This is a genomic window from [Clostridium] hylemonae DSM 15053 (assembly GCF_008281175.1).
In the GTDB taxonomy this organism is placed as follows: Bacteria; Bacillota; Clostridia; order Lachnospirales; family Lachnospiraceae; genus Extibacter; species Extibacter hylemonae.
The window spans coordinates 2391466-2412595 of sequence record NZ_CP036524.1 but is presented as its reverse complement, the minus strand read 5'-3'; the positions used below and the strand labels follow the sequence as shown (position 1 = coordinate 2412595).

The window sequence follows — 21130 nt, the reverse complement described above, 5'->3', positions numbered from 1 at the left end:
GGATAAAATCTGCGCTGTCCGCGGTCTTTTTGTTGCGCCTTCCATACCGCCGGCATATGCTAAGAACAACAGACATTCAGGTTGGGAGTTCTATGCAGATTCATGTAGTAACAGAAGGAGAGAATATTGACGGCATCGCGGCGGCGTATGGTGTGGAGGTGTGGCAGCTTATTTACGACAACCAGCTCGTATATCCATACAGACTGGCGGTCGGGCAGGCGCTGCTCATCCAGACAGGGGCGCGCAGGCCGGGCAGAAATATATATGTGAATGGTTATGCCTATCCCTTTGTGAGCAGATGGGTGCTCCAGCAGACACTGCCGTTTTTGTCGGAACTTTCTATATTTTCCTATGGATTTACGGCAGAGGGGGCGCTCATACCGCCGCTTCTCGATGAAAGATGGATGATACGCGAGGCGGCTCGGTTCGGCACCGAGGCTGTCCTGACACTGACGCCGCTCGGACCGGACGGCCGGTTTAATAACCGCCTTATCAGTGCTGTCGTACACGATGAGAGCGCCTCAGATCTTCTTATCTCGAACCTGCTGCAGGTGATGAGAGAAAAAGGCTACAGGGGGCTTGATATTGATTTTGAATATATACTGGCCGACGACAGGGACGCTTTTACCGGATTTGTCCAAAAGGCGGCGGAGGCTGTGCGCGCGGACGGGCGCTGGCTTTCTGTTGCCCTGGCGCCGAAGACGTCGGAAGAACAGAGGGGGCTTCTGTATGAAGGCAAGGATTACCGTGCGCTCGGAGAGGCGGCGGATCATGTGCTTCTCATGACTTATGAGTGGGGATATACTTACGGGCCGCCAATGGCAGTGGCGCCGCTGCCCCAGGTGCGGGCTGTGGTAGAGTATGCCGTCACAGCCATTCCTGACTGGAAGATCAGTCTCGGAATCCCGAACTACGGATATGACTGGCCCCTTCCGTATGAGCGGGGCGTTACGCGGGCCGAAACGATCGGGAATGTCCAGGCGGTGCAGCGTGCCATAGAGAAAGGCGCAGTCATACGGTTCGACGAGACGTCGCAAAGCCCCTATTATAACTATGTGGAAGACGGCACGGAGCATGAGGTCTGGTTTGAAGATGTGCGGAGTCTTCAGGAAAAGTTCGGCCTCATAACGGAGTATGAACTCCGGGGATGCGGATACTGGCAGATCATGCAGTGGTTCAGAGCCAACTGGCTGCTTCTGAGGGATAATTTTTATATACTGAAATAGCTGTATTCCATATTATGGGAGAAAATAAAGTGCCGATACGGATGTACAGAACTGAAAAAATGAGTTATGATTGAATTATTACGTAAACCTTTTAAATACGGTTTATTTTATGGGTGGAAAGGGGCTTATCATGTCTGGAGACAACAAACAGCAAAGAAAGATCATCACTATAATACTGTCGGTAGCGCTGGCCCTTTTGGGAATATTTTCTTTTATATCGATTCAGAAACTGCAGGGGAACGCCCGGGTCATTAATTACGCGGGCGTAGTCAGGGGAGGCACGCAGAAGCTTGTAAAAGAAGAGCTTCAGGGCTCCCCGGACGATAAACTTATGGAACGTCTCGACAAGATCATAGAGGAACTTCTTACAGGAGAGGGGGAACACGGACTCATCCGTCTGAATGACACAAAATTTCAGGAGCTTATGACACAGATGCAGGAAAGCTTTAGTGTGCTGAAGGAGGAGATCGGCCGCGTGCGGCAGGGCGCGGATAAGAGCCGGCTGTACAGCCTGAGCCAGGAATACTTTGAGCTGGCGGACCAGACGGTGTCGGCGGCAGAGACGTACTCGGAGAAGAATGCCCGGATAGCGGAGAGAGGGTTTATGGTGCTTGCCGTGATCTTTATTTTTGTGGCCGGTTTCTTCATATGGTTTGGCTCTGTCCAGAATAAAAGGCAGAAGGAGATCCAGGAAGCGGAAGATGAAAACCGTCTGAAAAGGGAGCATTTGGACAAAATGGCAAAGGAACTACAAGTTCCGATCAATGAGATATCTGAGCTTATCTATGTGGCGGATGTGGAAAATTATGACCTTCTGTTTGTCAATGAAGCAGGGAAAAAGAACTTTCAACTGGATGACATCAGCGGAATCAAGTGCTACAAGGCGCTGCAGGGGCAGGATGCTCCGTGTTCTTTCTGCACGAACGCACTGCTCAAACCGGGAGAAAATTACAGCTGGGAGACGACCAATCAGCTTACAAACCGCCATTACATACTGAAAGACAGATTGATAGAATGGGATGGGAAAAAGGCCCGTCTGGAGATCGCGTTTGACATGACGCAGATGGAGAACGAGAGACAGAAGCTTAAATATGCCCTGGATGTGGAAAATATGGTGATGGAATGTATACGTGTGCTTTATCAGGGGCGTGATATCGTCAAGGCGATGAACCAGGTCCTAAAGCAGCTCGGCAGCTTTCTGCAGGCGGAGCGGTCCTATATATTCAGTATAAAAGACGGGAAGATGTATAATGAATTTGAATGGTGTGCACAGGGAGTGGAGCCGGAAATAGACAATCTTCAGGAACTTCCGGTCTCTTTGATCGAACGCTGGCGCCCGGCCTTTGAAAAGCAGGAATGTGTGGTGATCGAGAATCTGGAAGAGTACCGGGAAAGTTCACCAAAGGAATATGAGACACTGGCCGCTCAGGGGATCAGCAGCCTTGTGGCTGCGCCGATGGAGAAGGACGGAGTGGTCATAGGATATCTGGGAGTGGATAATCCACCGGGAGAGAGGCTGCTGAATATTGGGGCCCCGCTTCAGACGCTCTGTTATTTTATCCTTCTCACTTACAGAAGGGCAGAAAATGAGCAGCAGCTGTCCCGGCTGAGTTATCACGATACACTCACTTCGTTTTATAACCGCAACCGGTTCATGAAAGATCTGGAGGCTCTGCAGGAAAGTAAAAGTTCTGTCGGCATTATATATCTTGACGTGAATGGGTTGAAAGAAGTCAACGACAGGCGCGGACATGCTGAGGGTGACCGCATGCTTGTGCGGGCGGCTGATAAGATGAAAGTGATATTCAGGAAGGAAGACTGTTACCGTGTCGGCGGTGATGAGTTTGTCATAATCTGTACAGACATTCCGAAAGAGAAATTTGAAGATAAGACGGCGGAGTTAAAACGGATCTTTGAGGGCGACAGCCGGTGCAACGCCGCCATCGGCAGCCAGTGGGCGGGTGAATTCCAGAATATCAATCAGATCGTGGCAAAGGCGGATGCCATGATGTACGAAGATAAGAAAGAGTTCTACAGAAAGAGCAGGAAAGGGAACCGTTACCGTCATCACAGCGATGAGATACTGCAGCTTGCCGACCCGCGCATCCTTAAGCAGGAGATAGACCGGAAGAGATTTGAAGTCTATCTGCAGCCAAAGATATCCTCGGCCGACCGCACGCCGGTAGGCGCAGAGGCTTTGATCCGTTACCGCTCCGATGACGGAACGATGGTTCTGCCCGGAAACTTCCTGCCTCTTCTCGAGGAAGCCAGATCGGTGAGCCAGATCGACTTTTATGTGTTTGAATTTGTCTGCTCTCAGATGGAAGCGTGGGCAAAGGAAGGGAAAAAAGCCTCCCCGATATCTGTCAATTTTTCACATCATTCACTTCGGCAGCCGTCTTTTACAGAACGGCTGAAGGAAATATGCCGGAAATACGCGATACCGCCGACACTGATAGAGCTGGAGATCACAGAAAAGGCAGGCGATGTCACCGATACAGAAATGCGCAGACTGATCGCCGGACTTCGGAGCGAAGGATTTGGCGTAACTCTTGACGATTTCGGGACCGACCATGCCGACCTTGCGCTGCTGTCAACAACAGAATTCGACGTGCTGAAGCTGGACCGCAGCATGGTGAAAGACATAGCCGAAAACAGTAAGACGCAGGAAATCGTGAGGACCATTGTGGAAAGCTGTAAAAAGACGGGGATAAAGCTGGTGGCAGAGGGAATTGAAGAGGAAGAGCAGCTCCTGGCACTTGGAGACTGCGGGGTCGAGTATGTTCAGGGCTATCTGTTCAGCGTGCCTATTCCGATCAGGGAATATGAGAATGAATATTTGTAAGAGAGAGATACAGAGATGATGAATGCAGATGATATTTTTGCGGCGTTAAGAGTGGCAGGCACCTGTATCGTATTTGCCTGCTTTATATTTATTCCGTTGAAGAGCCGGTTCCGGTACGGGAATGTAAGGACGGCGCTGTGGGTGTCGGCGCTCATAGTGGTCACGGTCGTTACGACGCTTTTATTTCTGCTTCCCGGTCATCTGTTCACCGAATACAATATCCTGGGCATTGCGCTCTGGTTCTGTCTGGCCGTGGCTGTGTTCAGGATCACGATAGAGAGCAGCGGCTTTGAGCTTCTGTTCATCGTGCTTGTCACTTTGAATCTGTATGTGAACATTATGGCGATCACGAAGTCGATCGTGTCTCTGCACTTGAAAGAGATGCCGGAGGCGGCAGCCCAGATGCTCGTCTCATACGGGGTGACTCTTTTTTATGTGCCTCTGCTTTGGATCCTTCTGGTCCGTTTTTTCAGACGGATCGTTGAACTGAATATTTCACGTTCCTTCTGGCGGGTCATCTGGATGATACCGGCGCTTACTTATATAGTATTTTATGTAAAGATCGTGGGAGATTTCTGGAAGCGGCCTGTTCATATAGAGAAGGGGGATGTGCTGTTCAGTGTGCTCTGGTCGTTTATCACATACGCTTTCTTTTTTGTCACACTCGTAATGCTTCTTCAGGCATACAAAGGTATCGCCGCGATGGAGGAGACGAAGCTTATCGCTTCCCAGCTCCAGATGCAGGAGGAAAAGTATGAAAGCATGATCGAGCATATGGAAGATACAGCGCGGCTGCGGCACGACTGGCGCCATCATCTGCTCGTCATCGCCGGGTTTGCGGACAGCGGCAGTGTTGAGGGGCTGCGGGAGTATCTTAAGCAGCTTGCGCCGGTGTATATGGCGGATACAGACACAACGCTCTGTGAGAATCATGTGGCGGACGTCATACTCAGACATTACAGAACGCTTGCAGATGACGCCGGAATAAAGATACGCATACAGGCAGATATTCCGGAAGGTATACATATCGGGGAGACGGATCTTGGCAGCGTGCTCGGCAATCTGTTGGAAAATGCACTGCACGCATGCAGAGGCCGGCAGACAGGTGAGAGAGAAATTGAAGTAAAAGCAGCTGTAAAAGGCAGCCAGCTTGTGATCATGCTCAGGAATACGTACGAGAACAAGATCGTGGAAAGGAAAGGGCGGTACTTATCCACGAAGCATGAAGGAGAAGGCAGAGGAATCGCCTCGGTGAAACGTGTCGTGGAGAAATACCGCGGTATGGTGCATGTTGCATACGATGAGCGGTTTTTTAATTTTACACTTTTTATGAACCTGGAGGAACAGAAACGTTCTGCTCCTGGATCCAGAGAACAGTATCTTTAAGAGTAGAACGTATATCCCGGGGCGTATAGCCGAGACAGGAGGTCGCCTTGTCATGGGAAAAGCGGTCGTTGCTTTTCAAGGTGTAGAGAGAATATTTAGTGTACAGCGGCCGCCTGTTTTTCATGCGGGCCCACTGCCGTATGACCGGACACGCTGCCCTGGCTGCCCAAGCAGGCAGAACCGGGAGGCGGCGTCCGCCGGTAAGATCCCGTATGATATGTAGGATCTCCCGTATTTCATAATGCCGGTTGGACAATATGTAGCATTCCCCGGTTCTTCCTTTTTCCAGCGCGAGAAGGCAGCCTGCGGCAACGTCCCGCACATCTACAAAATCATATCCTCCGTTGACGCAGGCAGGAAGCAGCCCGCTCATATAGTCTTCTACGAGCTGCATGAGGTAACTGCCGGAGACCGCGTCCGGGCCAAGCATGCCGGAGGGGTGGACGATAACTGCGTCCATCCCTTTTTTTACTGAGTTGAGAACAGCCTGCGACGCTTCTGCCTTTGTCCTGGCATATCCTCCGCGTACTTCCCGCGGCGAAAACCGGGATACTTCCTGAAGCACGCAGAGGCTGTTTTTCTCGGGGATGGCGTGTACAGAGCTTACATAGATAAGCCGCTTTATTTTGTACTCGGCGCAGAGGGAGAGAACATTCTTTGTTCCGCTGACATTTACATCGTACACATGCGCGGAAAGCTCCCATGAAATGTCCACGATACCGGCTGCGTGTATGACATACGTTTCGGCGCCGTCTGTATTGAGGAACAACGGGCGGAGGCTTTCTCTGTCTCTGACATCCCCTTTTGTGTAACAGACGTTTTCAAAGAGCTGTTTCGTGTCGCCGGGCAGGATCAGTCCTCTGACCTCGGCGTCTGTGCCGAGGAGAAGGCGTATGACTGCCCTGCCGAGATGGCCGTTGGCCCCTGTTATGATATATATTTTTTTCATAGATGACACCTCCAAAAAAACAGACACGGTGTTGGATATCTTTCATATATGTATTATAATATATTATATACAGGGTAACAATGGACAGCTTGAAGCCGGGGGGCCGGATTTTGTACATTCAGGGCGCGTTGTGTATGATACTGTACAGATTCCGTTAAATGAAAGAAAGAGAAGGTGAGAGATTGAGTAAAAATGATTACCGCACAAGAGTGACAAAAATGCTCATCAGAGAAGCGTTTACCGCACTGCTTAAGAGCAGGCCCATTCAGAGTATCACTGTGAAGGAGCTGTGCGGGAAGGCAGGTATCAACAGAGGCACATTCTATGCCCACTATACGGATATCTATGATCTGCTTGATAAGATGGAAGATGAAATGACGGCTGATTTCAGAAAGGCGCTGGAACCTCTTCTGGACTCCGGGGAAAAGGAGCTGACTCCGCTTAACTTTACGACAGGTGTGTTCCAGTGTCTGAAGGATAATGCGGATATATGTACAGTGACGCTTGGCCCGTACGGAGACAAGGAGTTTGCCGCCCGTCTGATCCAGATCGGGCAGGAGAACTGCGTGGAGACATATACCCGTTACTTTGAGGGAGCCACACCGGAACAGATAGAGTATTTTTACGCATTTGTAAGCGCAGGGTGCATCGGCGTGCTGGAGAAATGGCTGGCGGAGGGGATGGCAGGCAGCGCCCAGGATATTGCGGCGATGACGGAGGATATCATGATGTCGGGGATCGGATTCTTAAAAAATAAAGGCAGCCGTCATATTTAGCGCGGCTGCCCCTTTGTCTTTCTCCTTGACACTTTGCGCACACAGCGCCAGCATAGTATGACGGCCAATGTGATGAGCAGGAAGCGGGTCAGGGAAGCGTAAGCCTGCAGGTAAGACTGGATCGTATCCCAGGAAGAGCCCATAAAGGCGCCGAGCGACACGAGAAATATGTTCCAGACAGTGCTTCCGGCCACGGTATAAAAGAGGAAGAGAGGCAGTCTGATACCTGCCATACCGGCCGGAACAGAGATGAGACTGCGGATGATCGGGACACAGCGGCCGAACAGAATCGCCTTTTGCCCGTGCTTTTCAAACCAGCCGGTCGTCTTCTCCACGTCCTTTTTTTCAAAGCCGAGCCGCCGCAGCGCTTTTGTGTTCAGAAGAGCTTCCAGCCGGGACGGCGTGAGCAGACAGCCGGCTTCGTACAGTATCATGGCGCCTAAAGTGGAGCCGAGGGTGGAGAACAGCACGACACCGGGTATGGTCATTTCTGTGCATGTAGTCATAAATCCGCCAAAAAAGAGTATGACCTCCGAGGGAATTGGTGGAAATATATTTTCGACTATGATCAGAAAACAGATGCCGAGATAACCAAATTGATTCATGACTTGAATAACAAATTCCTGCATATAATTGACCTGCCATTGATTGATCTACCAAATATATATGACGGGGCAGGCAAGGACAATTACACTTTCTTTCCCGGGCGCGCGCCGGGCGGGAAAAAAGCACCGTGACATTCCGGCGGCAGGATGATAATATATAGAAGGATGTGAACGTAAAACGTGATGGAGAGAGAGGTACTAAGATGAGACAGGCCGCGTTGTTTTTTGATATTGACGGAACTTTACTGAGCGAGGTGACAGGAGAGATACCTCAAAGTACAATGGATGCGCTCCATGCTGCAAGAGAGAACGGGCATCTTACCTTCATTAATACCGGAAGGACATACGGAAGTCTGCCGCCTGAGATCGTGCGGCTTAAGATGGACGGCTATCTGTGCGGCTGCGGCACTTATCTCTTATATAAGGACAGGGTGCTGCTGGAAAACCATATTCCAAAAGACAGAGGGACCGAGATCATCGACTGCATAAAAAAATGTAATGTAGAAGGCCTGTGCGAGGGAACGGAGGACGTATACTTTTCCAACAGGATCTCGCGTTTTGAACAGATAGAGAGTATGAGGAGATATTTTGCCGGTGCGGGCCTTGGGCTTGAACGTGCGATGGAGGATAAGAATTTTATATATGACAAGCTGCTTGTGTATACGGACAGCCACAGCGATAAAGAGACGTTTCTGGATTTTATAAAAGGAGACCTGGAGGCGATCGACAGGGGACAGGGCATTTACGAGTGCGTGCAGAGACAGTTCAGCAAGGCGACAGCCATTCAGTGCATCATGGACTGCATTGGCTTTGAAAAGGAGCAGGTATATGTGTTCGGAGACAGCAGCAACGACCTGTCCATGTTTCAATTTGCGGAGCATGCGGTCGCCATGGGCAGACACGATGCGGTCCTTGAGCCGTACACAGAACATATCACTGATAAAGTGGAGGAAGACGGGATCAGCCGTGCGATGGAGCATTATGGACTTATATAAGGCAAAGAAGACGGCGGGGATCCTGGGAAGGCTGACGGCCGTTTTTCTCCTTTTGAATATATGCATATTTACTGCGGTATTCCGAAGGCCGAAAAGAAGATGGAAGAAACATACATATGACTGTGCCGTCGTCTGCGGTTATTATGCAGAAGAAGACGGGAGTCCGTCCCCCTTCATGAGAACCAGGGTAGAAAAAGGGGCCGGGCTGCTGCGGGAAGGAAAGGTAAAGGCCCTTCTGCTGAGCGGAGGCGCCGTGTCCAATTCTCATGTGGAGGCGGAAGTTATGAGGGATCATGCTCTTAAGCTCGGTGTGCCGGCGGACGTGATCTATACGGAGCCGAGGTCAGTAAGCACCTATCACAATATGAAGTATTCCAAGGCACTCATGTCGGAGAATGGCTTAAAAGACTGTGTTGTCGTTACAAACGGCTGGCATCTGAGGAAGGCGGACCATTATGCGGGGAAGTTCCGTATGGACCACGTCATGTGCAGGGCGGACGATCCCACGGGACAGACATGGCGCACAAAAATCATGCTTTACATAAAGACGTGGTGGAATATGTACAGAAACCTGTTCAGAGGATATCATTAAGGGACTGTTCTGTGCACGATGCCGTGTGATCCACATATATTGATTTAAAAGACAGTTTTGAGGATTGCAGATGTTTTATGTGAAAGCAAAAGACGGGGTCAAGCTGGCGGTATATGTATATAATCCGGAATGCACGGAGACCGTATTTTTAGTGCATGGCTGGCCTTTGTCCCATTTGATGTATGAGTATCAGATCCCGCTGCTCGTTAAGAATAATTACAGAGTCGTACTTATGGATCTGAGAGGCTTTGGAAATTCGGATTCTCCTGCCTGTGGTTATGATTATGATACGCTTGCGGATGATGTGTACAGAGTGGTCAGGGCGCTCAAACTGTACCGCTTTGTCCTGACCGGATTTTCCATGGGCGGGGCCATTGTGCTGCGTTATATGAAGAATTACCGTTCCTACGGCGTGAAGAAGCTGATACTGCTTGCGGCTGCCGCGCCGTGCTGGACGAGGAGAGCAGGATTTCCGTACGGACTCACGAGAGAGTATGTAGACGGGCTTATATGCCAGGCTGAGACGGACCGGCCGCAACTTGCGCGCGATTTCAGCCATGACCAGCTTTTTGCCAGCTGCCAAAGCGGCGCGGTGAAGGACTGGTTCGAGCTGATCGCACTGTCTGCCTCCGGTATCGCCACCATTGAGACGGCATATTCGCTGAGAGATGAAGACGGCAGAAAAGACCTGGATGCGGTGCGGGTGCCGACTGCTATCATCCATGGGACGAAGGATACGGTCGTATCCAACGACCTTGTCAAAATACAGCATAAATGTATCGCAGATTCCAGACTTTATCAGTTGGATGAAAGCGGGCATGGGATCGTTTATGACGAGCTGGAAAAGTTTAACTGTATATTTATAAAAGAAGTAGGAAAGCTTTAAACAAATACGGACAGCGCGCGGTGGCGATGATCAGATCCTCATACGGAAGCGCCGCGTTCTGTCTGCATTTTCCGGGGTATCATATATGACAGAGAGACAGACGGCAGAGCAGATCTGCCCGGAGATACACTATAAAAAAGACAGAGACAGAGTGACGATCACAGGCTGTTACGGTATTGACGGAAACTTGTATATTCCTGATGAGATCGAGGGACATGCAGTGTACGGTATCGGACCGTACGCTTTTTCGGACGGCGGGGAGGAGACAGACTGCGTATACCTGAGCCCGGATGCCGCATATGTGGGCGAAAGGCACAGGATATGCACGGATGAGGTGGAAGAGATCCGCCTTCCTGGACGAGTCGGTGAGATCGGGCGGTATGCATTTTACCGCTGCAGAAATCTGAGAAAGCTGACCCTCACCGACAGTCTGCTCGATATAGGAGGGGGCGCCTTCACCGGATGCCGCCTCAAAGAAGCGGAGATACATTTTTACAGAGGAGAGAAGTCTGCGCTTAAGTCTATTGTGGATGAGATCCGCTTTGCCATACGCGCAATACTTTATTATCATGGGGCGCACGGCGGGGTGCAGACAGCCAGAATACTCTTTCCGGAGCATTACGAGGAAGCGGTTGAAAATACGCCCGCCCGTCTGCTTGTAACAGAGCATCACGGTTCCGGAGGCTATTACCGGCAGTGCTTTTTCAACCATGAACTGGACTATAAAAAATACGACGAACTGCTGCCGTTTGCGGTAACTGAGGAGAAGGAAGAGACGGTGATCGAGCTTGTCCTCGGACGGCTTATGTATCCATTCAGACTGTCGGAGAAGTCCGGGTCTGCATACAAGGAGTATCTGCACGGCCATATGGAAGCGGTGGGCCGCTATGTGGCGGAGCGGGAGGCGTTTGACGAGATAAGATTCCTGTCCCGGACAGGCTGCTTTGGCGCGCGGGCAGTTGATGAGGCTGTCAGGAGAGCGTCAGAGCTGGGACACACGGAACTGGTCGGCGTGCTGATGAATGAAAGACAGAAGCTGCCGGCAGGAAAGAAAAAAACATTTGAACTATGAGCAGGAAAGAGAGAACAGACAATATGAACGACGGGCAGACGATTTCAGAACAGCTTGAAACGGTGGGAAAACAGATTTTAGCTGCGGCCAGAAATGAACTGTACATGAAGATGCGCTTTCTGGACGTGGCCCTTAGCAGTTTTTCCTTTATTATGGATGAAGGTATAGAGACGGCGGGAACGGACGGGTTTGCCATATATTATGAGCCCCGCTGGCTCGGAGGTCTGTACCGCGAGGACAGGACGCTTGTCAGCCGCCTGTATCTTCACATGGTGCTGCACGGCGTCTTTCGTCATATGACGGGAAGAAAGGGGCGGGACCCGAGATATTATGACCTGGCATGTGATATCGTTACAGAGTATATTTTGGACGGGATGAACTACCGCTGTATTCTGAGGAGACGCTCTGTTTTGAGGAGAGAGACATACCGGAGGCTGAAAGGACAGATGAAGGTCCTGACGGCAGAGAAGGTGTATGGTGTACTGCTTTACCGGGATCTGGATGAGAGAGAACTTAAGAGGCTGGAGGAAGAGTTCAGGATCGACAGCCACAGCCGCTGGCCGCAGGAGAATGACAAGAAGCAACAGCAGCAGATCCAGAACAGGTGGCAGGATATAAGCGAGCAGATGGAGACGGATATGGAGACTTTTTCCAAAGAGGCTTCTGCCGAGTCCGGCCATCTGATCGATCATGTGAAGGTGGAGAACCGTCAGCGTGCCGACTACCGCCAGTTCCTGCGGAAATTTTCCGTGCTGAAGGAGGAGATGGCGGTCGATCCGGATTCGTTTGACTATGTATTTTATACGTACGGTCTTGAACTGTACGGCAATATGCCGCTCATTGAACCGCAGGAATGGCGTGAAGTGCAGAAGGTGGAAGAGTTTGTGATAGTCATTGACACGTCCATGTCGTGTTCGGGAGAACTGGTAAAGAAGTTTCTGGAAGAGACTTACGCGGTGCTTAGTGAGAACGACAGTTTCTTCCGTAAAGTGAACATCCACATTATACAGTGTGATGACACAGTACAGACGGATGAGAAGATCACGGACGAAGAAGGGCTTAAGCGGTATATGGACAGCCTGACACTGTACGGCGAGGGAGGAACTGATTTCCGGCCGGCGTTCACTTATGTAGAGCAGCTTATAAAGGAACAGGTATTCACCCGTCTGCGGGGACTGATATATTTTACCGACGGCAGGGGGACGTATCCGTCAAAGATGCCGCCTTTTGAGACGGCATTCGTATTTTTCAGTGAGGATTATGAAGACACAGACGTGCCGCCGTGGGCGATAAAGCTCGTTCTGGCGGGGGAAGACATAGAAGGAGACAGCAGATGAATATAAAACGGGCAAAAAATGAGATCAAAGATTCTATTGAGGCTTACCTGAAAAAGGACGAGTTCGGCACGTATATGATACCCGCCGTCCGGCAGAGACCGATTCTGCTCATGGGGCCGCCGGGGATCGGAAAGACGCAGATAATGGAACAGATCGCGAGGGAATGTAAGATCGGGCTTATAGCCTATACGATCACCCATCATACGAGGCAGAGCGCGATCGGACTCCCCTTTATACAGGAAAAGGAGTATGGAGGCAAAAAGTATTCTGTGACCGAATACACGATGAGCGAGATCATCGCTGCAGTTTATGACAAGATAGAGCAGACGGGAATGCAGGAAGGAATTTTGTTCATCGATGAGATAAACTGTGTGTCGGAGACGCTGGCGCCGACAATGCTCCAGTTTCTCCAGTGCAAGACATTCGGCAATCAGAAGGTGCCGGAAGGCTGGGTGATCGTGGCGGCGGGGAATCCTCCTGAGTATAACAAGTCTGTCAGAGATTTTGATGTCGTCACGCTGGACAGGATCAAGAAGATAGAGGTGGAGGAGAACTTTGAAGTCTGGAAGGAATACGCCTATACGGCTGAGATCCATCCTGCGGTCCTTGCCTATCTGGAATTAAAAAAGGAATACTTCTACAGAATAGAGACGACGGTGGACGGAAAGATGTTTGCCACCGCAAGAGGATGGGAGGATCTGTCCCAGCTCATCAAAGCATACGAAGTGATCGGGAAAAGGGCGGACAGAGAGGTCGTATATCAGTATATACAGCACTGGAAGATCGCCAAAGACTTTGCGAATTATCTGGAGCTGTTCGAGAAGTATAAGAAGGATTACGGACTTTTGAAGGTGCTTGAAGGCCAGTACAGCAGGGATGTGCTGGAGCAGCTTAGATATGCGCCGTTTGATGAACGTCTCAGTGTGGTCGGGATACTGACGGGAAAGCTTGGCGAATTATTCCGGGGCTACGTTATGGAAGACCGGTATGTTACCCTTCTGCACGGATATCTGCTCAGAATGAAAGACAATGAGACGCTTGCGGCTGTCACCGCTGCCGCGCAGGAGGAGTATGAGAGGCTGCGGAAAGCGGAACAGCTTGACAGGCGGGAAGAAGAGATATACAGACGTATGCTCAGAGCGCTGGAGTCATACGGGCAGACAGTCAAAAGAGAGCATCTGCCCCAGGATGAGGTATTTGAGCGGGTGAAGGAAGAATTCAGGAAAGAGACAGAAGCGAGAGAAAAAGCGGCAGAGAAGGCAGGAAGCGCGCTGGATAGCGCATTTGATTTTATGGAGGACGCTTTCGGGGACAGTCAGGAGATGGTGGCGTTTATCGCGGAGCTGAACACAAATCACTACAGCATTCAGTACCTGAAGGAATACGGCTGCGACAAATATTACCGCTATAATAAACGGCTTTTGACCGACGAACAGCATGAGGATATCATGGGCCGTCTGGATGAAGTGGAAGAGAATATGATTAACCTTTGAAAAAAAGCCGGAATGTGATATGATAGAGGAAACTGTAACTAAAATTCTTTATGATGTGGCAAGGTAGGGGTATGGATAAAAGACACAAGATATTAATCGTAGATGATACGGAAATGAACAGGTCTCTTCTGTCCGACATGCTCGGCGACGAGTATGAGATCGCGGAGGCGGTCAATGGTCTGGAGGCAGTACAGTATCTGCAGAAGAATGAAAATGACATTGCAATTATACTTCTCGATATCGTGATGCCGGTAATGGACGGTTTTGAAGTGCTTGCAATGATGAATAAAGGAAAGTGGATCGAGCATATTCCGGTCATTATGATATCGGCAGAGACGTCATCGGCTTATATCGACCAGGCATATGACCTGGGCGCGACAGACTATATAAGCAGGCCGTTTGACGTAAAGACGGTCAGGCGGCGTGTGAGCAATACGATCATGCTGTACGCAAAGCAGAAGATGCTGCAGGGTATGGTGACAGATCAGATACTGGAAAAAGAAAAGAATAATTATCTCATGGTAGAGATCCTGAGTACGATCGTCGAATTCCGTAACGGAGAGAGCGGCCTTCATGTCATGCACATCCGGATCATCACAGAGATCCTGCTCAAGGCGCTTGCGCGCCGGACGGAGGAATATAACCTGAACAGCGCAGCCATCGCCCTTATCACAAACGCATCCGCGCTTCACGATATCGGCAAGATATCCATAGCTGAGGAGATTTTGAACAAGCCAGGCAAGCTTACGAAGGAAGAATTTGAGATCATGAAGACCCACTCTGCCATCGGAGCCGAGATGCTTAAAAGTGTGCCGAACCATCAGAATGAAGGACTTGTGAAGGTGGCATATGAGATATGCCGCTGGCATCACGAGCGTTATGACGGGAGAGGCTATCCCGACGGACTGAAGGGGGAAGATATCCCGATAGCTGCTCAGGTAGTGTCGCTGGCGGATGTGTATGACGCGCTGACGAGTGTGCGTGTATATAAGCCCGCATATGAACATGAGAAAGCGATGGAGATGATACTGCACGGGGAATGCGGCGCGTTTAATCCGGTCCTGCTGGAATGCCTTATCGAAGAAGGAGACCATATTTCCAAAGAATTGAAGGTGCGTTCACTCGGCGGCACGATGAACAACGAGATGAGAAACATCACGTCGGAACTGCTAGAGTCGGGAGGCATAACCGCTTCGGACCGCACGCTGAACCTTCTGGAGCAGGAACGGATCAAGTATCAGTTCTTTGCGTCCATGTCGCAGGAGATCCAGTTTGAATATAATGCGGAGACAGACATGATCATGCTGTCCGAGTGGGGAGCCAACTATCTCGGCACGGACGAGATAGCCCTCCATCCGATGGATAATCCCATTATCGATGAGATCATAGACCACGACGCGCTCTGCGAGATCCGGAAGAACTTACGCAGCGCCACTCCCGCTCATCCTGTAGTGAGCGGCACGTATCAGCTGCGCATCCAGGGCAGGGAACGGTGGTGCAAACTGATCGCCCGCGCACTCTGGAGCGATGAGGAGAAGTGTATCTACAGCGGATCCATCGGCAAGATGATAGATATCCACGAGGAGCGGCTGGAGATGAACATGCTGAAGCAGGCGGCTGCCCAGGATATGCTCACCTCGCTGTATAATCATGCCAACGCGCAGAAGATCATTTCTTCCATGCTAAAAGAAGATACGGACCGGAGATATGGGCTGATACTGTTTGATCTGGACTTTTTCAAAAATGCCAACGACCAGCACGGCCATCTGTTTGGCGACAGGGTGCTGAAGTTTGTGGCAAAGAAGATACTGCAGAATATAAGAAGCGAAGATATCGCCGCCAGGGTCGGTGGAGATGAGTTTCTTATTTTCGCTGAATACAGGGATGATTTTTCCTATGTTGTGAACCGTATCTTTGATTCGCTCGCAGATTATTATTATAATTTTAAAATATCCATCAGTATGGGTGTTGCCATATATCCAAAAGACGGGACTACATATGAAAAGCTGTTCCAATGTGCCGACCAGGCGTTATATTCTTCCAAGCAGGAGGGAAGGAACCAGTATAAATTCTATGAAAAATCCATGGAGGGCTGTCTCTCGGTCATTTCCCCCATGGATAACGAGATCGAAGATTAGGGGATTCACATGTTGGACGGTTCAAAAGCCGCATACCGCAGACGGTGCCTGGAAGGCGCCATCGTGCTGGCAGCAGCGCTGCTTCTGTACGTCTGCTCCGGGGCGGACGGGAGAATGAACGGGGGAAGAGCCGCTTCGGATCCATCCGGGAAAGACGAGGACAAACGGACATACACCTTCGTCGATGTGGAAGGGGCTGTCTATGAGGCGGATTATCTGGAAGGACTTCCCGGCTGCAGTTATGAGTATGAGAGGCTGAAAGAAAAGGAAGGTTACAAATATTATACCGGTAAGGACGGCACAGTGGTATCACGGGCCGGAATAGACGTATCCGAATATCAGCAGTCTGTAGACTGGGCGCAGGTGCGGGAGGCCGGAATAGAGTTTGCCATGATAAGAGTCGGCTATCGGGGCTATGGAAGCTCCGGAAAGCTTGTGGAGGATAAGCTGTTCCGGGCGCATATGGACGGCACCCTCGGCGCGGGTCTGGAAGTGGGTGTCTATTTTTTCTCACAGGCGGTCTCAGAGGAAGAGGCGCTTGAGGAGGCCCGGTTCGTTCTGGAAAGGATCCGGGAATATGAGATCACTTATCCGGTCGCGTTCGACACGGAGGAAATCAAGGATGACGAGTCCAGGACAGACGGTCTTTCAAGGGAACAGTTTACGGATAACTGTATTGCTTTCTGCGACAGTGTAGAAGAGGCCGGTTACGACAGCCTGATCTATGCCAATATGAAATGGATGGCATTTACGCTGGAGCTTGAAAGGCTGGCGGATTATGATAAATGGTACGCAGACTATGAAAGTGTTCCCCAGTGCCCCTATGAGTTTTCCATGTGGCAGTATTCAGAGTCCGGCACAGTACCAGGGGTCGAAGGAAGTGTGGATCTAAACATAGATTTTGAGAATAATTAACAGTTATTATTTTTTGTTGACAAGCCTCCGCGCGGTAAGTATAATATCAACTATCGGTAAGGGAGTAGTTGGCGCGCGGGCGTAGTATTGTCAACATGCTGATGAGATACATCTGGCATTACTTTAAATAATGAGACTTATCCGTGGACACACCACGGATGGGTCTTTTTTTATAACATAGGAAACTTCGTTCCCTATGTTATAAAAACCCTCCGGGGGGGGGAGGCGCACTCGCGCGAAGATGTAATATGTCGCAAGCGACCGCGCTCGGCGCGAGAATGTGCCAAGGCATATTCTTTATTTTAACATAGAAAACTTCGCTTACAAAAGGCAAAAGAAGGAGAGATACGGGATGGCATTGTACGAGTTATTTATTATTGCGGTGGGACTGTCGATGGACGCGTTTGCAGTTTCTGTCTGTAAGGGCCTCGCCATGAAAAAGTGCACGTGGACGAAGGCGGGCGTCGTTGGGTTATATTTTGGGGTGTTTCAGGCGGTCATGCCGTTTGTCGGATATTTACTCGGCGTACAGTTCAAAGATGTGATAACGTCGGTGGATCACTGGATCGCGTTTGTCCTTCTTGGGATAATCGGAGCCAATATGGTGAGGGAGGCGCGCACCGGCTGCGATTCATGCGGGGAGGAAGATGAATCCCTCGATGTGCGCACGATGCTCGGCCTTGCGGTGGCTACGAGCATCGACGCGCTGGCTGTCGGGGTCACCTTTGCGTTTCTGCGCGTCTCCATTGTACCGGCGGTAAGTTTTATTGGTGTGATCACATTTACAATATCCGTCGCAGGTGTTAAAATAGGCAATGTATTCGGAACGAAATATAAATCCAGGGCAGAGCTGGCAGGCGGGGTGATACTCATCCTTATGGGATGCAAGATCCTGCTCTCTCATCTGGGACTATTATAGGAGAATGTATATGAAGTGGAATCAATTTCGTTTAAAGACGACGACAGAGGCGGAAGATATTGTAAGCGGTATGCTGATGGACGTGGGCATACAGGGGGTGCAGATCGAGGACAGGGTCCCGCTCACGAAGGAGGACAAGGAGCAGATGTTTGTCGATATCCTCCCGGACATTCCGGAAGACGACGGGACGGCGTATCTGACCTTCTACCTCGGCGAGGAGGAAGACGCGGGAACGATCCTCGGACAGGTGCGGCGCGGGCTGGAAGACATGAGAAGTTATCTGGACGTGGGAGAGTGTATCATTGAAGAGTCACAGACAGAGGATGTAGACTGGGTGAACAACTGGAAGCAGTATTTCCACCAGTTTACGATAGATGATATACTTGTCATTCCGTCCTGGGAAGAGGTGGAGGAAAAAGACAGCGGCAGAATGGTCATTCATATCGACCCGGGCACGGCGTTTGGGACAGGCATGCATGAGACGACACAGCTCTGCATCCGGCAGCTCAGAAAATATGTGGGACCGGACACAGAGATCCTGGATGTCGGCTGTGGAAGCGGCATTCTCGGTATGCTGGCGCTTAAGTTCGGAGCCAGGTATGCGGTGGGAACGGACCTGGATCCATGTGCCATCGACGCGACCCATGAGAATATGGAAGCGAACGGGATCAGCCGGGAGCAGTACGAAGTCATGATCGGAAATATCATTGATGACAGAGAAGTTCAGGATAAGGCCGGCTATGACAGATATGACATTGTGGCGGCAAATATTCTGGCCGATGTGCTCGTGCCGCTCACACCTGTCATATGCTCCCACCTGAAGCCGGGCGGGATCTATATAACGAGCGGCATCATTGAGGAAAAGGAAGCTGTGGTGGTGGAGGCTGTAAAGGCATCGGGCCTTGCGGTGCTGGAGGTGACACACCAGGGAGAATGGGTCTCCGTCACAGCGCAGAAAAAGCAGGAGAATTGATATGCAGCATTTTTTTGTGACGCCGTTTCAGGTCGGGAACGGTTATATTTTCATAGAGGGCCAGGATGTCAATCACATGAAAAATGTCCTGCGCATGAAGCCGGGGGAAGAGCTGACGGTCAGTGACGGCGACAACCGGAAGTTTCTCTGCGCCGTCGATCGTTATGAAGAAGGGCAGGCTGTCCTGAAGATATGCAGGGAAGAGATGTCAGACACGGAACTTGCGTCCAGGATCTGTCTGTTTCAGGGACTTCCGAAGCAGGACAAGATGGAGCTGATCGTACAGAAGGCGGTGGAACTTGGCGTCTCTGAGGTCGTGCCTGTGATGACGAGACGCTCGGTCGTCAGGCTGGATGAAAAGAAGGCGGCCAGAAAGGTGGAGCGGTGGCAGAGTATCGCCGGGAGCGCGTCCAAACAGGCCGGGCGGGGATATATCCCAAAGGTCGCTCCGGTGGCCGGTTTTGGCGAGGCGCTGCGGCAGGCTTCGGCCATGGATGTACTGCTCATACCTTATGAACTGGCGGAAGGAATGCAGGAGACGAAACGGGTGATATCATCCATCGTCCCGGGGCAGTCTGTCGGAGTGTTCATCGGTCCGGAGGGCGGATTTGAACGGGAGGAAGTGGAACTGGCCGTGGAGGCCGGCGCTGTGCCGATAACGCTTGGAAGGCGTATCCTGAGAACGGAGACGGCCGGTCTTACAACTTTGTCAGTTCTTATGTTCCATCTTGAAGGGTAGCGACATAATCTATTATTGAGAATAAAATGCAGGAAGTGGAATTATGAAAGAAATATATTTGGACAATTCTGCAACTACAAGAGCCTATGAAAGTGTGGGGGATCTCGTGCGCAAAGTTATGTGCGAAGATTACGGCAATCCTTCCTCCATGCACACGAAAGGCGTGGAGGCAGAAAAGTATATAAAGCAGGCCAAAGAAAGGCTGGCAAAGCTGTGGAAAGTTCAGGAAAAGGAGATCTTTTTCACCTCCGGCGGGACAGAGAGCGATAATCTGGCTCTCATAGGCGCCGCCAGGGCAAATAAGCGTGCGGGGAAGCATCTGATCACCTCGTCCATCGAACATCCGGCCATCATCAATACGATGCGTTATCTTGAGGAAGAAGAAGGATTCCGGGTGACATTTCTGCCGGTAGACAAGTATGGAAGGATCAGACTGGACGCTTTGAAGGCCGCTTTGTGCAGTGATACGATTCTCGTGTCGGTCATGTATGTAAATAACGAAGTCGGCTCCGTACAGCCTATTGACGAGGCGGCGAGCATCGTCAAGGCGTATAACCGCAACATACTTTTCCATGTGGACGCAGTACAGGGCTTCGGTAAGTACCGCATTTACCCGAAGCGTATGAAAGTGGATATGTGTTCCATCAGCGGGCACAAGATACACGGACCGAAAGGGACCGGCGCCCTCTACATCGGGGAACAGGTGAAGATAAAACCTGTCATGTACGGCGGAGAACAGCAGAAGAATGTCCGCTCCGGGACAGAGAACGTGCCCGGGATCGCAGGCCTGGGCCTTGCCGCGGAGACGATCTACACAAATCTGGAAGAGAAAGTGGCAGCGATGCGGTATCTAAAGGCGCACTTCATCGAAGGCGTCCGGAAGATCGAAAACACGACCATCCACGGCCTGTACGACGAGACTTCAGCCCCCCACATCATCAGCGTCGGCTTTTCCGGAGTCCGAAGCGAGGTGCTGCTGCACGCGTTGGAGGAAAAAGGCATATACGTCTCCTCCGGTTCCGCATGTTCCTCCAACCATCCGGGAATCAGCGGGGTGCTCAAAGGAATCGGCGCAGAACAGGAATATCTGGACGCCACACTCAGGTTCAGCATGTCCGAGTTCACAACAGAAGAAGAGATTGACTATACGCTGGATACACTATATAATGTAGTACCAATGTTAAGGAAATATGTCAGACAATAACGTAAAATATGAAAGGGGTCAGACCCCTGTGGCCACAGGGGTCTGACCCCTTTCGAAATTCAGAGAGGATTCAGAAAATA

At 50.7% G+C, this 21130-nt stretch carries 18 protein-coding genes; 16 read left to right on the top strand and 2 right to left on the bottom strand.

Translation table 11 applies throughout. The features are described 5' to 3' along the window. Window positions 1-92: 92 nt before the first annotated feature. From LAJLEIBI_RS11200 to LAJLEIBI_RS11190, 3 genes are all read left to right on the top strand, one after another. Window positions 93-1226, top strand: a complete 1134-nt coding sequence (locus tag LAJLEIBI_RS11200) for a glycosyl hydrolase family 18 protein (protein ID WP_040434733.1) — start codon at window positions 93-95, stop codon at window positions 1224-1226. 130 nt (window positions 1227-1356) lie between these two features. After that, complete coding sequence (locus LAJLEIBI_RS11195) at window positions 1357-4071, top strand: sensor domain-containing phosphodiesterase (RefSeq protein WP_040434732.1); 2715 nt, start codon at window positions 1357-1359, stop codon at window positions 4069-4071. Window positions 4072-4086: 15 nt separating this feature from the next. Then, a complete protein-coding gene (locus LAJLEIBI_RS11190) occupies window positions 4087-5457 on the top strand; it encodes a sensor histidine kinase (RefSeq protein WP_006442161.1) in 1371 nt (456 codons plus the stop codon). Here LAJLEIBI_RS11190 and LAJLEIBI_RS11185 read toward each other — a convergent pair. Continuing rightward, complete coding sequence (locus LAJLEIBI_RS11185; RefSeq protein ID WP_006442160.1) at window positions 5399-6406, bottom strand: NAD-dependent epimerase/dehydratase family protein; 1008 nt, start codon at window positions 6404-6406, stop codon at window positions 5399-5401. The genes LAJLEIBI_RS11190 and LAJLEIBI_RS11185 overlap by 59 nt on opposite strands. A 158-nt stretch (window positions 6407-6564) precedes the next feature. On the opposite strand from LAJLEIBI_RS11185, the gene LAJLEIBI_RS11180 reads away from it, so the two are divergent. After that, complete coding sequence (locus tag LAJLEIBI_RS11180) at window positions 6565-7182, top strand: TetR/AcrR family transcriptional regulator (RefSeq protein ID WP_006442158.1); 618 nt, start codon at window positions 6565-6567, stop codon at window positions 7180-7182. Here LAJLEIBI_RS11180 and LAJLEIBI_RS11175 read toward each other — a convergent pair. Continuing rightward, window positions 7179-7811 (bottom strand): DedA family protein, encoded by a 633-nt coding sequence (locus tag LAJLEIBI_RS11175; protein ID WP_006442157.1) that lies wholly within the window; start codon window positions 7809-7811, stop codon window positions 7179-7181. The two genes, LAJLEIBI_RS11180 and LAJLEIBI_RS11175, sit on opposite strands and share 4 nt — an antisense overlap. A gap of 143 nt (window positions 7812-7954) precedes the next feature. On the opposite strand from LAJLEIBI_RS11175, the gene LAJLEIBI_RS11170 reads away from it, so the two are divergent. From LAJLEIBI_RS11170 to LAJLEIBI_RS11115, 12 genes are all read left to right on the top strand, one after another. After that, window positions 7955-8782, top strand: a complete 828-nt coding sequence (locus tag LAJLEIBI_RS11170; RefSeq protein WP_319637186.1) for an HAD family hydrolase — start codon at window positions 7955-7957, stop codon at window positions 8780-8782. Beyond that, the gene (locus tag LAJLEIBI_RS11165) at window positions 8769-9374 is read left to right on the top strand and encodes a YdcF family protein (RefSeq protein WP_006442155.1); all 606 of its coding nucleotides are present in this window, start codon (window positions 8769-8771) and stop codon (window positions 9372-9374) included. The genes LAJLEIBI_RS11170 and LAJLEIBI_RS11165 overlap by 14 nt, the downstream gene beginning before the upstream one ends. Before the next feature lie 70 nt (window positions 9375-9444). After that, complete coding sequence (locus tag LAJLEIBI_RS11160) at window positions 9445-10260, top strand: alpha/beta fold hydrolase (protein WP_006442154.1); 816 nt, start codon at window positions 9445-9447, stop codon at window positions 10258-10260. A gap of 85 nt (window positions 10261-10345) precedes the next feature. Then, window positions 10346-11332 (top strand): leucine-rich repeat protein, encoded by a 987-nt coding sequence (locus LAJLEIBI_RS11155; protein ID WP_006442153.1) that lies wholly within the window; start codon window positions 10346-10348, stop codon window positions 11330-11332. Next, window positions 11329-12669, top strand: coding sequence for a vWA domain-containing protein (locus LAJLEIBI_RS11150; RefSeq protein WP_006442152.1), 1341 nt, complete (start codon window positions 11329-11331; stop codon window positions 12667-12669). The genes LAJLEIBI_RS11155 and LAJLEIBI_RS11150 overlap by 4 nt, the downstream gene beginning before the upstream one ends. Beyond that, window positions 12666-14162 carry an AAA family ATPase gene (locus tag LAJLEIBI_RS11145; protein ID WP_006442151.1) on the top strand — a complete coding sequence of 499 codons (1497 nt, stop codon included), beginning with the start codon at window positions 12666-12668 and terminating at the stop codon, window positions 14160-14162. Before LAJLEIBI_RS11150 ends, LAJLEIBI_RS11145 begins: the two co-directional genes overlap by 4 nt. Window positions 14163-14233: 71 nt before the next feature. Beyond that, window positions 14234-16300, top strand: coding sequence for a GGDEF/HDGYP domain-containing response regulator (locus LAJLEIBI_RS11140; RefSeq protein WP_040434731.1), 2067 nt, complete (start codon window positions 14234-14236; stop codon window positions 16298-16300). Window positions 16301-16309: 9 nt separating this feature from the next. Next, window positions 16310-17215 carry a glycoside hydrolase family 25 protein gene (locus LAJLEIBI_RS11135; protein ID WP_006442149.1) on the top strand — a complete coding sequence of 302 codons (906 nt, stop codon included), beginning with the start codon at window positions 16310-16312 and terminating at the stop codon, window positions 17213-17215. A gap of 352 nt (window positions 17216-17567) precedes the next feature. Further along, window positions 17568-18134, top strand: coding sequence for a manganese efflux pump MntP (locus LAJLEIBI_RS11130; protein ID WP_040434730.1), 567 nt, complete (start codon window positions 17568-17570; stop codon window positions 18132-18134). Window positions 18135-18144: 10 nt separating this feature from the next. Next, window positions 18145-19107, top strand: a complete 963-nt coding sequence (gene prmA, locus LAJLEIBI_RS11125; RefSeq protein ID WP_040434729.1) for a 50S ribosomal protein L11 methyltransferase — start codon at window positions 18145-18147, stop codon at window positions 19105-19107. Between the two features lies 1 nt (window position 19108). Continuing rightward, window positions 19109-19846: a 16S rRNA (uracil(1498)-N(3))-methyltransferase gene (locus LAJLEIBI_RS11120; RefSeq protein WP_006442146.1), complete on the top strand. Its 738-nt coding sequence runs from the start codon at window positions 19109-19111 to the stop codon at window positions 19844-19846. Between the two features lie 43 nt (window positions 19847-19889). Beyond that, window positions 19890-21050 (top strand): cysteine desulfurase family protein, encoded by a 1161-nt coding sequence (locus LAJLEIBI_RS11115; protein WP_006442145.1) that lies wholly within the window; start codon window positions 19890-19892, stop codon window positions 21048-21050. The last annotated feature ends 80 nt before the right edge of the window (window positions 21051-21130 follow it).